Origin of the sequence: Phaeobacter inhibens DSM 16374, from assembly GCF_000473105.1 — a bacterium.
In the GTDB taxonomy this organism is placed as follows: domain Bacteria; phylum Pseudomonadota; class Alphaproteobacteria; order Rhodobacterales; family Rhodobacteraceae; genus Phaeobacter; species Phaeobacter inhibens.
The window spans coordinates 2,062,183-2,076,896 of sequence record NZ_KI421498.1 but is presented as its reverse complement, the minus strand read 5'-3'; the positions used below and the strand labels follow the sequence as shown (position 1 = coordinate 2,076,896).

11 protein-coding genes, 1 tRNA gene, 1 pseudogene and 1 riboswitch are annotated in these 14,714 nt (G+C 55.8%); of the genes and pseudogenes, 6 read left to right on the top strand and 7 right to left on the bottom strand.

The genetic code is table 11. From position 1 onward, the window contains the following. Window positions 1-123: 123 nt before the first annotated feature. Complete coding sequence (locus INHI_RS0113685; RefSeq protein ID WP_027248007.1) at window positions 124-2,946, bottom strand: DUF2339 domain-containing protein; 2,823 nt, start codon at window positions 2,944-2,946, stop codon at window positions 124-126. A 250-nt stretch (window positions 2,947-3,196) separates the two neighbouring features. After that, window positions 3,197-3,396: riboswitch (cobalamin riboswitch) on the top strand. Window positions 3,397-3,510: 114 nt separating this feature from the next. Here INHI_RS0113685 and INHI_RS0113680 point away from each other — a divergent pair. Together INHI_RS0113680 and INHI_RS0113675 are read left to right on the top strand one after the other, a co-directional pair. Beyond that, window positions 3,511-4,749: an aromatic ring-hydroxylating oxygenase subunit alpha gene (locus INHI_RS0113680; RefSeq protein WP_027248006.1), complete on the top strand. Its 1,239-nt coding sequence runs from the start codon at window positions 3,511-3,513 to the stop codon at window positions 4,747-4,749. 4 nt (window positions 4,750-4,753) lie between these two features. Beyond that, window positions 4,754-5,839, top strand: coding sequence for an FAD-binding oxidoreductase (locus INHI_RS0113675; protein ID WP_027248005.1), 1,086 nt, complete (start codon window positions 4,754-4,756; stop codon window positions 5,837-5,839). Window positions 5,840-6,364: 525 nt separating this feature from the next. Here the strand turns inward: INHI_RS0113675 and INHI_RS21120 are convergent. Then, window positions 6,365-6,526 carry a hypothetical protein gene (locus tag INHI_RS21120; protein ID WP_155805602.1) on the bottom strand — a complete coding sequence of 54 codons (162 nt, stop codon included), beginning with the start codon at window positions 6,524-6,526 and terminating at the stop codon, window positions 6,365-6,367. Window positions 6,527-7,465: 939 nt separating this feature from the next. Between INHI_RS21120 and INHI_RS21115 the strand changes: the two genes are divergently transcribed. Beyond that, the gene (locus tag INHI_RS21115) at window positions 7,466-7,942 is read left to right on the top strand and encodes a putative phage head morphogenesis protein (protein WP_027248004.1); all 477 of its coding nucleotides are present in this window, start codon (window positions 7,466-7,468) and stop codon (window positions 7,940-7,942) included. 382 nt (window positions 7,943-8,324) lie between these two features. Here INHI_RS21115 and INHI_RS20555 read toward each other — a convergent pair. Then, window positions 8,325-9,276, bottom strand: a pseudogene (locus INHI_RS20555) (IS3 family transposase); the annotation flags it as partial. Window positions 9,277-9,802: 526 nt separating this feature from the next. Then, window positions 9,803-10,000: a hypothetical protein gene (locus tag INHI_RS0113640; RefSeq protein ID WP_027248002.1), complete on the bottom strand. Its 198-nt coding sequence runs from the start codon at window positions 9,998-10,000 to the stop codon at window positions 9,803-9,805. Window positions 10,001-10,151: 151 nt separating this feature from the next. Between INHI_RS0113640 and INHI_RS0113635 the strand changes: the two genes are divergently transcribed. Beyond that, window positions 10,152-10,241, top strand: a tRNA-Ser gene (locus INHI_RS0113635). 124 nt (window positions 10,242-10,365) lie between these two features. After that, window positions 10,366-11,064, top strand: a complete 699-nt coding sequence (locus tag INHI_RS0113630; RefSeq protein WP_027248001.1) for an SDR family NAD(P)-dependent oxidoreductase — start codon at window positions 10,366-10,368, stop codon at window positions 11,062-11,064. Between the two features lie 20 nt (window positions 11,065-11,084). On the opposite strand, the gene INHI_RS0113625 is transcribed toward INHI_RS0113630, so the two are convergent. Together INHI_RS0113625 and INHI_RS0113620 are read right to left on the bottom strand one after the other, a co-directional pair. Continuing rightward, window positions 11,085-12,182, bottom strand: coding sequence for a DegT/DnrJ/EryC1/StrS family aminotransferase (locus INHI_RS0113625; protein WP_027248000.1), 1,098 nt, complete (start codon window positions 12,180-12,182; stop codon window positions 11,085-11,087). Continuing rightward, window positions 12,182-12,616, bottom strand: coding sequence for a sugar 3,4-ketoisomerase (locus tag INHI_RS0113620; RefSeq protein WP_036767090.1), 435 nt, complete (start codon window positions 12,614-12,616; stop codon window positions 12,182-12,184). Before INHI_RS0113620 ends, INHI_RS0113625 begins: the two co-directional genes overlap by 1 nt. A 425-nt stretch (window positions 12,617-13,041) precedes the next feature. On the opposite strand from INHI_RS0113620, the gene INHI_RS0113615 reads away from it, so the two are divergent. Beyond that, window positions 13,042-13,986, top strand: coding sequence for a glycosyltransferase (locus tag INHI_RS0113615; RefSeq protein ID WP_014879165.1), 945 nt, complete (start codon window positions 13,042-13,044; stop codon window positions 13,984-13,986). A 27-nt stretch (window positions 13,987-14,013) separates the two neighbouring features. Here the strand turns inward: INHI_RS0113615 and INHI_RS0113610 are convergent, their stop codons facing one another. Beyond that, window positions 14,014-14,676, bottom strand: a complete 663-nt coding sequence (locus INHI_RS0113610; protein ID WP_014873608.1) for a GntR family transcriptional regulator — start codon at window positions 14,674-14,676, stop codon at window positions 14,014-14,016. Window positions 14,677-14,714 lie beyond the last annotated feature (38 nt).

Sequence of the window (14,714 nt, the reverse complement as noted above, 5' to 3'; positions counted from 1 at the left end):
CTGGTCTTGTACGTCGTAGGTGACCAACTGCCCACTGGTATTGCTACCCCACTGGATTCAAACATGGAATCCCTCACGCCGTTTGTGCAGCAAAGCCATTGCTACCGTAGAACGCCGTAACACTTAGTCGGTTGCGGGTTTGCCCTTGTTCCATTGCGCTTTCATGATGCGGTTAATCCATGCCAACCCGATAAGGACCAGTCCCAGCCCCATAAATGAGAAAACCCGTATTAGCCCAGAAAGTCCGCTCATATCGATCAGGAACACCTTAGCGATTGTCAGCACCACTCCTCCCAAGGCGAATTTTCGCAACAGGTTCGAACGGCGCCAGAACGCAACGGTTAGGATGGCTATCGATGTGACTAACAACGCAAGCGTATATGTATAAAGTTCGGGGTCAGTTATGCCAGGGACCGTCAGATCGTTTCCACGCCATAAACGTCTGATTTCCAAGGCAGTATACCATGCGATCAAGAAGCTGGATGCAGCGGTAAACGAGGCCCTCACCCGGTGGCCAAAATGCGCCACCTTCCATGCTGCCACTGCGAAGATGCAGCTGAGCGGTAGAAACGCTGCAGCAAGTGAATCCAAGATCGGCGGCCCAGAGACTAGTTCATAACTGCTTATGAGTGGGTTTGCGTCCCCGAACAGCGCGATCAGCAAGAACAACGATGCCAGCCCATAGATAGCGGCCAACCCGCCTCGAACGTAAAGGCTGAAGCGGCCGCTGCTCTGCATGCGGTACAGTTGGTTGACCATCGAGGCCGCCCAGACAGTTGCCATCAGTCCGATATCGGGATGACTGCCGCCACCGGGTCCCGAAATCACCCGGACGATCATAACGCTAATAAACACGGCGCCGATCGTAGCAAGGGTGCTTTCTAGAATTAGAGCGACCTTTGGTCTGATATCTCGCGCGAAATACCATGCTCCTATCATCAAAGTCAGCGTGCCAATGTAAGCCATCAGCACTTGAGAAATTGGCGAGTTGGGCACCGAGATCTGTTCAACCAGTTCAAAGTCAGTAGCCCATGGGACCCCTGGATCGATAACCAACCTGTAGGTAATGATCGCGGAGCCAACTTGAGCGAAAAGGCCTAGAGCGGGAAGATCAAATTTGCGATCAATGAGCACTGTCAGAAGCACCATTACTGCCAAAGCTAAGGTCAGGGCGTTTTTGGCGAGGAGCAAGAAGAATGCCAGCGCGATCAGCGTCAGTGCGGCGATGGCAAACAGAGCGACCCTCAGAGCGCGCTGCTCGATGTCGCGACCTCGTGCAGTCCGCTCGGCCAACAGAGTCATTAGGGCCGCCATCGCGATAACCGCCAGAGCCCAGGGGTATGCGGTGGTGACGGCAGCGGGTTGCCAGAGGAACTCCAGCACCAGCATCATAGTCGGCGCGTAGACAGCCGCTGCCAAGGCCCAAAAGACCGGAGTATTGTCTCCGGCGTTGCTGGCCCCCTCGACCTGCTGCATACGGAAAAATGCGAGCAAGGAGCCAAACCCACCAATTGTAGTTAAGATCCATACAGTTGAGGGTGCGGAAGTCTCAGGCGGGCGTTGGGCTCCTGCCAAGAACTCGCGGAACAGCGGTCCGAAAGAAATTGCTTCGATCACTGGCACTGCCAGAATCGCCAAACCGGGAAGCAGCGCATGATCGAACAGTGCAGGCGCTTGGCGCATCCAAATCATCGTGGCGATCAAGAGTATCATCAGAGTGGCGATACCAAGATACACCTCTTCCGGTTTTCCTGCATCGAGAACCACCAGCATCGCACTGGCTGACGCAGCACCGGTGACGGCGGCGGATAGACGAGTTGTGAATTCAGGAAACTTCTGCGTTCCATTCACCAAACGGCGCATATCCAGCAAGGAGGAACCGCTATGATGCGGCGTCAGGCTCCGCTCTGGAATAACAATTGCGGCGCCTGCAATCAGCAGTGTTGCAATCAAAAAATGCAGCCCACCCGCATCTGTCAGGAACAGCAGTAAGTTCGCTGATATAGTGGCAAACAGTGCCAGAACGGACACCCATGCCCAGCGTTTAACCGTATCAACCGCCAAGCCAACCATCGCGATCAGTGCGAAGTAGTAGTAGAATAACCATGGGGAGTCGGATTGTCCGCCAACTAGAAAAGGTGCTGCAGTGGCTCCTATTAGCCCAAGTGCGCTGAGCAATGGTCCGTAAAACCATCCTAGTATCATTGCCAGAATTGACACCAAGCAGAGCGCCGCAAAAGTCGAACCAGGATCCAGCAAGCCATACATTGCCCGCGCAGAAATGATACCCGAGAAAAGTGCAATCAGTCCGGCCCCCGCAAGAGCGGACGGAAGGTACTGCACGCTACCCTCGACATCATCCCCAAAGCGGCGGCGGATCACCTCACCACCTGCAATAAGTGCGGTGCCGAATCCGAGAGCCGCCATGACCCTCCAGAAAGGGGTCAGTAATCCGTGTTCGGCGCCGTACTGCACCATAAAGACTCCAGCAAGCGCCAGCGATGCAGCCCCAGCCGTGAGTACCCAGTTTTCGCGCAGCCACTGATTGAGCTTTCTGTAGGTGTCTTCTTGAAAGACAAACGCGCGTGGCGTTTCTTGCGGCTGCGCTTCCTGGTTGGCAATTGATATGTTGGGGGAGGGCATATCCGAGCTAACCGTTTCAGTGGTAGATTGGACACTGGTTGTTGCTGGGGATTGCAGCGCCGCTCTAGACGCACCATCCCATGGTTCGACCGCATTTTCTTCGTCCTTGCCGCTCGGCGCAGGGTTAGCAATCTCTTCGACGTTTTTTGCTTCTGTTCTGCCTGGAGCCTTACCGCTAGCGTGGCTGGCTTCCAAGACAGCCACCCGTGCCTTTAGTCGCGCGTGAGACACCAGTAGATATGGCACTCCAACTACAATCACCAAACCCAATAGCCCAAGAAGAGGCAGACCGATTTCCAGCATAACAATAACTTTTCTATTTGATATTCCGCACGGTAGGCAGCATCAGAACTGCTGGCAAGCGAAAGTACCCCGCTGTCGTCCTGACACACCAGAGACCCGCACGAAGGGTGCCTTCACGGTTATCGGTCCGAAAGCGGCCAGCTAAATTTTTGCCCGGAGTCTGGGCTGAATGACGCTCCGGTATTTTGACAGTTCGTCCGTTTTTGGTTTGGTATGTGTCGTTTGCATTCCTGCAAAAACACGCGTCTTGCATAGTTTGTGCGTGTAAGGTGCCGCTGTCGCTTCTTGGCGCGGCGGATAATTGGGAAGTCGGTGAGAATCCGGCACTGCCCCCGCAACGGTAAAGAAGGTGTACTGCGGCAAAAACCACTGGGACGAGGATCCCGGGAAGGTGCTGCAGACCGTCAACCCCTTCTAAGTCCGGAAACCAGCCTTGCGAATATGTCAAACTGCGGGTGGCGGTGGGGGCTGATGTCGGACGTGCTCCTCGTGCGCTTCCGAAGCGGTCTCTTATGTCATCCATCCTAGCGAAACGCCGCGGGGTTGCGGCAAAGAGGGGTGCTTATGCTCCACGACAGCGAGATCTTGGCCAAACTTATGGGCCGTCAAAAAAATTATTCCCTTGAACAAGCGTTCTACAATGATCCCGGTGTATTCGATCTGGATATGCGAGAGGTGTTCTACCGCGAATGGCTATTTGCCATTCCAGCGTGCGAGCTGCCTAAGTCAGGCAGCTTCGTCACCCATCAGGTTGGCGCCTACAACGTGATTATCGTACGCGGTGTCGATGGCCTGGTACGGGCATTTCACAATGCATGCCGACACCGTGGTTCGGTTGTGTGCAAAGCCAAAAAGGGAAATACCCCCAAGCTGGTCTGCCCCTATCACCAATGGACCTATGAATTGGATGGAACGCTGTTGTGGGCGCGTGATATGGGGCCGGATTTCAACCCCTCGCAACACGGTTTGAAAACGGTTCATTGTCGTGATCTTGAAGGGTTGATCTACATCTGTCTCGCGGATGAAGCGCCGGATTTTGAGGTATTTGCAGATTTGGTGCGCCCCTATTTGGCCCCTCATGATCTTGGAAATGCCAAAGTCGCCTTCGAAAGTTCCATCGTCGAGAACGGCAATTGGAAATTGGTCTGGGAGAACAATCGTGAGTGTTATCACTGTGCGGGAAATCACCCGTCGCTGTGCCGCAGCTATCCCGAAGATCCCGCAGTGACAGGGGTCTCAGAAGACGGTGTCCCGCCTAAGGTACAGGACCATTTTGACCGGATTGAAGCCGTTGGCGTCGCAGCACGATTCCAGCTGGATCAAAATCGCGGGCAGTTTCGCGTCGCGCGCATGCCGTTGTTGGATGGCGCTGTCAGTTTTACCATGAATGGCAAAGCTGCCGTCAGCAAAAATTTAGGCAAAATTCCGTTTGCCGATGCAGGCACGCTTTTGCAATTTCACTATCCGAGCACATGGAATCACTTCCTCCCGGATCATTCTATTGTGTTCTGTATCAATCCAGTCAGTCCGACCGAAACCGAAGTCACCACCAAATGGCTGGTCCACAAGGACGCCGAAGAGGGCGTGGACTATGACCTCAAACGCCTGACTGAGGTCTGGATTGCTACCAACGACGAGGATCGCATTGTGGTGGAAGACAACCAGCAGGGCATCAATTCACCCGTCTATACGCCAGGGCCGTATTCGCCATCGCAGGAAAGTGGTGTCATCCAGTTCGGAGATTGGTATGCAAGCCAGCTGACACGCCGCCTGACCGGGCGTAACCTGATTGCGGCGGAGTGAGAAGATGAATGAACTCAGCCAAAAATCCGCACCGGCCATCTGGTCCGACAGTGAGTTGTTGGAATGCGTGTCAGTTGTTCCGGAAATGCCCAACACGGCAAGTTTCTCCTTTCGTGCACCGTCGGGGGCACTTTTTGCCTATGATCCGGGCCAGTTTCTGACCTTGGAAATTCCGGCGCTGGATCAGCCGGGAGGCATGGTGCATCGGACCTATACAATCTCGTCGTCGCCTTCACGGCCGCGGTCTATCACCATCACCGCCAAAGCCCAGCCAGACAGTATTGGGACACGCTGGATGTTGGACAATCTGAAGCCGGGTATGACGATACGGGCGATCGGCCCGGCCGGGCTGTTCAGCAATGCTGGGAGCCGGGCGCAGAAATACCTGTTTATTTCGGCTGGCTCCGGCATCACGCCAATGATGTCCATGACAACCTGCATGTGGGATGAAGGGGGCAATCTGGACGTGGTGTTCATCAACTGTGCCAGCCGCCCATCCGAGATCATATTCCGCCAGCGATTGGAGCAAATGGCCAGCCGCACACCGGGGTTGGATCTGAAATTCGTTGTGGAAGAGCCGGACTCGTACCGCCCTTGGACCGGATATCAGGGCTATTTCAACCAGCTGATGTTGGGCTTGATGGCGCCGGATTATCTCGACCGCGAAGTCTATTGCTGCGGTCCGGAACCTTTCATGCAGGCCGTGCGCGAGGCGCTGACTGGGCTTGGCTTTGACATGGAGAATTACCATCAAGAGAGCTTTGGAGCACCGGTCGCAACTGAAGCCGACGCCCCGGATCTGGATGACGTGGTGCCAGATAGTGCCACAACAGCTGAGCTGCATTTCAGCCTATCTGATGTTACGCATAAATGCGCTGAAACTGATACGGTCCTGGGGGCGGCCAAAGCGGCTGGGCTGAACATTCCCTCGGGCTGCACGTTCGGAGTCTGCGGCACGTGCAAGGTCAAGAAAACCGAAGGTGAGGTGCATATGGTGCACAATGGCGGCATTTCAGAGGATGACATCGAAGCGGGGTACATCCTGGCGTGCTGCTCTAACCCCATCGGCAGTGTTTCGGTTGAGATCTAAATGAATATGGGAGGCTCACATTTGGGCCTCCCACCGGCTATCCGTTTTCTAAGCATCAGGAATGCACAGTTAAGCGCCAGTTTTGATGCGTGTGAAGACCTCAATAGCGCTGTCGATGTCATCACACGTCAGTGTGACCAGGCCAAAATCATATATTGTGAAGGCCTGTTTGAACTTGTCGGCGATGTCGAGGTCGTCATCGGTCAATCCAAGACTGGCGACGAGTCGCTTCTCAACCTCTCAGTTCGATGACAGAATATCCTTGAGCTATACATATTTGTGGGGATTATCTGGCAGCATAGGATTGGGGTTCACATAAATGTCGGCGAAATCGGTCACCTTTTTTACCCCGCGCGGTATCTTCGCGCATCAATACGCAGCGAGTAACGAGGTCATTCGCTGCTGCCCGCCGAGGACATATTCGACCTGCCTATCATCAGGCGTGACGAGTAGCGGGAGGTTGCCCATGTCCTTCACGTCCCCCATTCGCTGATTGGTCTTCCAGAGGATGAAGGTGCCGATTGGCTAACTTTTCACAATGCTGTCTAGGAGTGCCGTGGTCTTCTCAATGGGCCACGCAGACTCGCGCTGGAACTCCGGAGTTTTGATGATGCCCTTCTCGATGTCAGTAATGAAATCGTGATATTTGGGGCGGCCGGGCTTCGGCTGTGGGCGTTGTGTCGTCATCGACAAAATCCTGAAAACCCGATTTTTGAGATTCTTTAGCGTGGCTTTCACCTGCGCCGCGACCGTTAGCTTCGGTCGCCCGGCAGAGAAGGCCCGGTACGGGGAAGCCGCGCTGCGGCCAATGGCGACCTGCCGAACGGCAGCAAAGGGCCGATCACGCCGTTGGGCCCTTGCTGTCCGCCCCGACTTTGCAAAGGTCGCTTCCTGCGCTCCGATGCCCCTAGTGCAACTCGCAGCCTCACCTGAAACAGCTCAGCTCTGCTGAGCGCCCGCTTGAGAGAAAGTGGCCATGGAATTTTGTACCGACAGCATCATTGCCCCCGTCGCCATATCTACGACCGCTTCGGGCTGGGTTGAGCCGATCACAACCTGCCTGGGGCAGGCTGGTGCTGGATTCTCGGTGCTGTACCGCCACATGTCGGCTTCGAGCCCATTTCTACGAATGCTGCGCCGTGTATGAATGTTTGTTTCTATCGCAAGCAGGATGCGTTTCTCCCCGTAAAATGTTGCGAACGGTGGTCTTTGGCTTTCTTTACCGATTGTGAATAGAACATGTCCGGCACGTTCTCGCAGGTTCCATGCAGCACAGTTTCAGCCATTTTTTAAGGCACGGCGGTGACGGCCGGTACGAGATCGCGCAGCGACACGGTCAGCTGAATGGCAGCCGCGTAGAATTGTCGCACAAATCGACATTTTCTAACTACACATCTCTCTACGGGCCGATTTCAGCGAACGCCTCGAACAGGTAAGTTCCGAAAACACTCGGATGCTCCTGACCGCGCTGACCCCGCCTGACACGGTGCCAACTGATCCGAAGCTGATTTGCGGGATGTGTTAGATGCAAAGGCAGAAGTACTCGACGTATGGGACGCGTGCCTTGAGAGTATTTTCTGCGAATATCAAAACCATCCGTAGCGGTTGCGGCCACTGTGAACAGCCATGGAAGAACCCCTCGTTCGGGCTTTTGCGCGATTGATAAATCAGTTTCGGCAGGAAGCTCTAGAGATTGTGCAATACATCCGACGCTCTCAAGATGATGCCAAGGTGCGTGGCAGCCACGTAGCATATGACAACCGCGTGTTCCGATGGGATGAACCGCCGCAAGGCGGGAACCCCGGCGGAGCACACAATTGCCGTTACTATGCCGAGCCGACTTCTTCTGCCGTGTCGAGCAACCTTGTGCTTGCTGATTTCGCGCCAACAGCAGACAGTTTTCCGAACGGCCACAATACGGTTCGACGTCTAGGCCGTGGTTTGCTTGCGCGCTCGCCCGCAGGTCTGGCAGTATACGCGGCCCTTGAAGCCAGTAACCGTCTTCAAGACTTCACGCGCGGGGCGAACGAGAGGTGTGTCCGTGATGCGGCAGAAATCATGGGCTCTGATTTGGATACTGCTGAAGGTATGTTCGTCGCTTAAGCTTATGCTCTGGCAAAGGAGCCTGCTGAGAATGGTTTCCTGTAGAAGGCCCCGGAACGCGGTGACCGGCGAGAATTATTGCGGAAGCCATTGGCCTTTATGAAATTTACCAGCCAGGTCTGTTCACGATACCGAACGGCGATGCTGTAGGATGAGCGCGTCGGCTTGCGGCCGACGCTTTGGTTGCCCTCAAGGAAAGCCGGCTTACGCCCCTAGGCGGTGAACTGGGTCGAGTTCTTCACTGAACTGACGGAAGATGAACGCCGCTTGGGGCAATTGCCAGGCTTCACTCCGAAACGGATTGAGCAATGGCTTGAAACGTACCCTATTGAGGAGCTTGGTCTGCCTAACCACACAGGTGCCCCCCCCAATGCTCCCTTATTCATAGCGAGAGTTTGTGGACGTGTTTTTCATATTCGTCGTCTTCGTTTTGGGCAAGCGCGTGCTGCGCGGAGCTCTCAAGTTGCTCAGGCGCTCGACCCGCTTCAGCGGTGTTTGGTTTTCCAGTGATGAGTGGGGGCTGACGTTGTTGTAACCGTATCGCCAGAGCGCCAGCTTGCGGCGGGCGCCCTCCAAGCTGTCGAACCATTCTTCGTTCAGCAACTCGTCGCATAGGCTGCCGTTGAATGCCTCACTGAAGGCGTTCTGCTGCGGCTTCCCCGGATCGATTTAGTATCGCTCGATATCGCTCTCATTCGCCCATTTCAGGATCGCGCGACTGGTGAACTCGGTTCCGCGCGATCATTGTCCTCGGACCAATGGCGGACAAGGTCGCGCTCGCTGACAATGCTGGCAGGTTTGCTGTAGATCCTAACCAGCGCATCCAATTCACAGGCGACACGCGCACCAGAGATGTTGGTGTCGGCCATGAGGCACCGGTCCTCACGACAGCAATCATCATTCACTGCCAAAATGCGGAGCTTGCGCGACGTACCAAACATGTCTGACAGCAAATCTAGTGACCAGCGCGGGCCAGGCCGTCACGCCATTGGCATCGGTGAGCGTGATCCACGCGCCCGTTTTCGCCCCCTTTGTCGCCTGACGCCCAGCTTTTCTTCTGTGTACAGGCGATACAGCTTTTTGTGATTCATGGTCATGTCTTTGCGTTCCAGCATCACACCAATCCGCCGACAACCAAACCGGTGGCGTTTATTGGCAATCGCCTTCATCTCTTTGCCAACTTCAGGATTATCTGGCGGTTTGTCACGCCGGTCGGTCTTGGGATCGACACCAACAAGCCTGCATGCCCGATGTTGCTAGGTGTCATGATCCCGCATCGCTTTGCGTGCTGCAGCCCGTCGCATGTTCGGTGTCGTCAGTTCTTTCCCAGCAAGTCCTTCAGGGGCTGAACTCCAGATCCGGATCGCTGTGCTGAACCGCTACACCGCTCTTGGCCTACCCCTCAAAGAGTCCCTAGGATAAGTCCGTCTGGACAAGGGCGAAGTCTGCTCAAACCCCGATTTGTGCAACAAAGCCCTTTATCAGAGCACTGGGACTGCGACCCACTTGACCGCACTGCTGCCCTCCTATCTCCAGATCGCGCCTCACCTCTCATCAATGACCGCTTTTCACGCGGCATTGCAGCGGTCACAGGCTGTGTTTCTAGGCCGAAAGGCGGACCGCTATTCTACGCTTCGAAGACATCTGCGCCGCTTGCAGCATTGTACTGGCCAGAGGAGCAAGCCTGAAGGTCCGCTATCGGGAAGTTTGGGCGGATCTTTCGCGTCCGTAACGGAGTGCGCGCTGCGCTTGGTAAAGATGTCTGTTTTGGGCTGATTGGGCAAATAGGAATTGGCCTGAGGAAGGTTGGCACTGTCCAGTCCGAATATGCTGCAACGACGTGAGATCTCACGTGGCCTCTCAGCGAAAACAGCATCCGATCTTGCATGTGGTAGTAGAGCCAAGGTGAAGCGTGATGAGATCACTGCGCTTGCCGATGCCCACCAACGCGGTGTTGAGGATCGCGAGCGCTTCTTCCACAGCAGCGCTCGCCTTGGCAGCTGTCATTACAGCTGGAGCAGAGGGGAATAATTTCAGGCCGGTTGCCGTGAGCATCATGCGAACACGGCTGCATGTGTTCTGCAGGCGAGTTACGTGCAGTTCCGTAAAAATTCCCGAAAAACCGTGGAAATCCCCCTGTTTTTCTGACGCGGCAAAAATTTGAAAAAACGCCTTGTTTCTCTAAGCTCTGGCAAATATACGGGTCAGCGGAGACGTGGCCGAGTGGTCGAAGGCGCTCCCCTGCTAAGGGAGTAGGCCCGGAAGGGTCTCGAGGGTTCGAATCCCTTCGTCTCCGCCACCCAAACATTTGTATACAGCTATGAATAGGTACTAGCCGCACCCCGAGGTATGCGTGATCGGGCTGTTGTTGTTGCGTTTGCTGAGCGCTATTCGTGACTTGCAGGTGGTGGTAAGAGGTCACTTTGAAAAAGAACATTCTGATTGTTGGGGGCTCCTCGGGGGTTGGCCTCGAATTGGCGCGACACTATGCTTGCGAGGGGCATCGCGTCACGATCACCGGCCGGATTGATCCGGGTTGCGCTGGCGTGCAGTTTCACGCGCTATCGATCACTGATGATGTTGCAGGCCTGACTGCTCAGCTTAACGAACTGGTCACACGGGTCGGGGGCGTGCAGACTCTGATCTACTGCGCCGGTTTTTTGCAGCGCGGATCAATTGCTATGCTGGAGGATGCGGCGCTTTTGCAGATGACGAATGTCGGGCTGCTTGCGCCAATGATGTTGATCCAGCGCCTTGTTCGTCAGGCATCGGGCCCGCTCAAGCTGATGTTGGTGACCTCCAGCTCGCAATATAAACCGCAGCCCGAAATGCCCGCTTACTGCGCGACCAAGGCTGGCTTTGGTATGCTGGGCGCAGCGCTGGTCCGGGGCGACGGGATCGGCAAGGCGCTGGTTGTTGCGCCGTCCGGTATCCAAACGAAGTTCTGGGCGGGGAGCGACACGGATACGTCGACCATGCTGGAACCTGCTTGGGTTGCGCAGCAGATTGTTGCCCTGTCCAGTGGTGCGTTCAAATACAAATATGCCAAGCTGCTGCGCCAGCCTCCGAGTGTGGAGGTGGTCGAGCATCTCGACAATGATTTCCTGCCGATCACTCCCTGACAGCGCTCAAGGGGGAATGATCAGACCAGCTGTCTGAGGCTCTTGATCACATGGTCGATCTGCGCAGTGCTCAGATGCGGGCCGATCGGCAGGCTGAGCACTTCCCGTGCCAGGGTGGTCGCCAGCGGCAGCGCCTCATCTGTCAGGCCCATATCGTGGTAGGCTGCCTGAGCATGCGGCGGGATGGGGTAGTGCACCAGCGTCTGAATGCCGACCTTCGCCAGATCGGCGGCCAGCCGGTCGCGCTCTGGATGACGCACCACGAACAGATGCCAGACCGGATCCGCCTTTGCGGCGACATGCGGCAGGGTCAGATCCAGCCCATCCAGCTCTGACAGATAGCGGGCTGCAATCGCACCGCGTCTCGTATTCCAGTCATCCAGCACCGCAAGTTTGACCGACAGGAAGGCGGCCTGAACCGGATCGAGGCGGCTGTTGAAGCCTGCGACCTCATTGCGGTATTTCTCCCGCGAGCCGTAATTCCGCAGCAGCATCAGCCGCTCTGCCAGGGTGTCGCAATTGGTGGTGACCGCACCGCCATCCCCCAGCGCGCCGAGATTCTTGCCCGGATAAAAGCTCCAGCAGACGATATCACCGGCACCGCCGATGCGGCGTCCATCCCAGCATGACCCATGCGCCTGGGCGGCATCTTCGATGACCTTTAGCCCAAGATCGCGCGCGGCCGCCATAATGGCGGTCATATCCGCAGGTTGCCCGTATAAGTGGACGGGTATGACGGCCTTGATGCCGGGGGCCATGGCAGCCCGAATGCCGTCCGCGGTGATATTGTGGCTAGCCGGGTCAGGCTCCACCGGAACCGGGATTGCGCCACATTGAGAGACCGCGAGCCAGGTGGCGATATACGTGTTGGAGGGGACGAGGACGCGGTCACCCGGTCCGATGTCCAGCGCCACCAATGCGAGCCTCAGGGCGTCCAGCCCATTGGCCACGCCAAGTGCGTGTGAGACTTCGCAGTAGCGGGCAAAATCCTGCTCAAACTGGGAGACCTCAGGGCCGAGAATGTACCAGCCAGATCGCAGGCTCTCCAGCATCTTCGGTTCACTATGCTCTGCGAGCTCATCATACGCGGCCTTCAGGTCGAGAAAGGGAACCTGCATCACTTGACCCCGACCGCTTCGCGGAATTCGCCGTAGTCGCGGATATAATCTGCTTCGTCATAGGGGGCGGAGGCCATGACCATACAGACCGCGCCCGACGAAAAGTTGTCGAGATAGCGCCACATCATCGGGCAGATATAAATGCCGAAATAGGAGCGATTGAGATGGAAGCGTTTTTCATTGACCCCGTCATCCAGAACCACATCAAAGCTGCCCGACATCGCAATCATGAACTGGTGCAGACCCTTATGGGCATGGGCGCCGCGATCAGATCCGCCGGGCACATCATAAAGGTAGTAGACCCGTTTGATATCAAACGGGATGTGGTTCATCCCTTCGACAAATGTCAGGTTGCCGCGGGCATCTTCGATCTTGGGCAAGTCGATAAATTTGCAGTCGCTGAGGGGCAAATCCGTACTCCGGTATTGTGACATCGACCCGCTTGTCGCAGCTGATCGGAACAGGCGTCGGATTGCTCACCACAAGAGTGCGATCCGGTCTGATCTATTGGCTCAGTTGTCTATCATATTGTCGCCCCTGATCAATCGAATTGGACATATCGCAGATGAGCTGCGAGGCTTTGCTCAGGCAAAGGCTCTCCTTGCGCAGGACGCCGTTCACCCATTCCGGACCATGCCGCCCACCTCACAGCTGAGAGAGGAGGCAGGCGCGGCTGGCAACCGTCGTCGGCCATGGCCCCGCGGAGCGAACTGTTCTATTGATTGGGTGCAGCTTCGGCTCTCAGGTTGGTGTCACCGGCACATCGCAAATAGAATGCGTATGGCCAGGACCCCGGCGTGGGAGGCAGCGGCAAAAGCAATGGATTTTCTGCGCGAGGGTGCAGGTGGGATTGGGTGAAATGAAAAAATACCGCTATTCAGTTGTGCTTCTTACCTACAATCAGCAGGACTATGTGAAAGAGGCGGTTGAGGCGGTTCTTGCGCAGGACAGCGACCCGATCGAGATTCTTCTGTCGGACGATTGCTCACAGGATGACACTTTTGAAGTTATGGAGACTCTGGTTGCCGACTACACGGGTCCACATTCCGTTGTATTGAACAAAAATCCGCAGAATTTGGGCGTGAACAAACATATCGAACGGTGTTTTGAGCTTAGTTCCGGCGACGTGATCATTGCGGCCTCTGGTGACGATATCTCTCTGCCAGGTCGCATTGCGCGTACCATTGAGGTCTTTGAGCGAGACGATCCGCTTCTGTCCTTCTCACATGGTCAGGTAGAGACATTGGACGGCAAACCGATGCCGAAAACCTATGCTAAAGCCACCTTCTATACCCGAACCGATGCGATGTCCGCCGCTTGCTCCATGCAATTGTTCCTCGGTGCAACCTGCGCATGGCACAAAGATCTTTTTCGCAAGTATGGTCCTATTCAGTTTGCAGATTGCTACGAGGATCTTGTTCTTGGTTTTCGTGCGGCGCTTGAGGGCAGGGTGGCATTCATCGACGAGGAACTTATTATCTATCGGGTCGGTATGGGGCAGACCAGCACAGCTCGTCGCATTGCGGATGCAGCAGCTTTTCGAAACAAGCGTCTGATTGAGGTCGGTCGAGAGATTTTCCTTCTGCGACAGCGGCTTGCAGATGCGCAGGTTTTCGGTCTTGGTGAAGAGGATCCAATTGTGAAGGCCATGCGTCGCCGACTGGAGGAGCGACAATTGCGCCGATGCTATCTGGAAGGTGGACTTCGAAAGCTCGGGATCTCAGCCTTGAAACACCCCTCATGGGTGCTGGGATTTGCCCTATCCGAACGCCGCCGTCTCAAGAAAGCGCTCAAAACCGTCTAAACTCCACCAGAGCATCGTTTAAAACCCTCATCCGAGGTCCTTCAGCGTGTCCAACAAAGTTTTGCAAGCGCCGGTAATGTGGTCGCGTGTGAGCGCCGCTGCAAGGTCAGCGTCTCCGGCAACGCAGGCGTCCCAGATCGCGAGGTGCTCGGCATTGGCCCGTTCGTTGCCGTTGGACAGCACCAATTGCGCACGCAGATAACTGTCGACGCGGTCCATCGCATTGTCGATCACATCCATATGATACTGCAACCCACTCTCCCGGTAGAGCGTGGAGTGGAAGTCGCGATTCAGATCACCCCAGGTCATCGGGTCTTCGGATTGCGAGAACGCCTCCAGACACGCTTTCGCGCTGGAAATAGCTGTGGGTGACATGCGCGGTACCGCGCGGCGGATAACCTCAGATTCCAACACAGCCCGGAAATCGAAAATCTCCTGGGCTTCCTGGGCTGAGAGCCCAGAGACCACGGCGCCTTTATAGCGCTGGGTTTTCACCAGCCCCTGTTCTTCCAGCCGCGAAATTGCTTCGCGTACGGGGATTCTGCTGGTGTTGAACATCTGGGCGATTTCATCCTGCCGCAGCGGTTCGCCTTCCTTCAGGTCGCCCTCGATGATGGCCTTGCGCAGGGCGTCGAAAACAATCGCCGAGGCGGAGGCGGTCTTGGATATATCTACGGATTTCAACTTCATATCTGCGCTCCCTGTCGCCGTTATATCCCTGATCATGG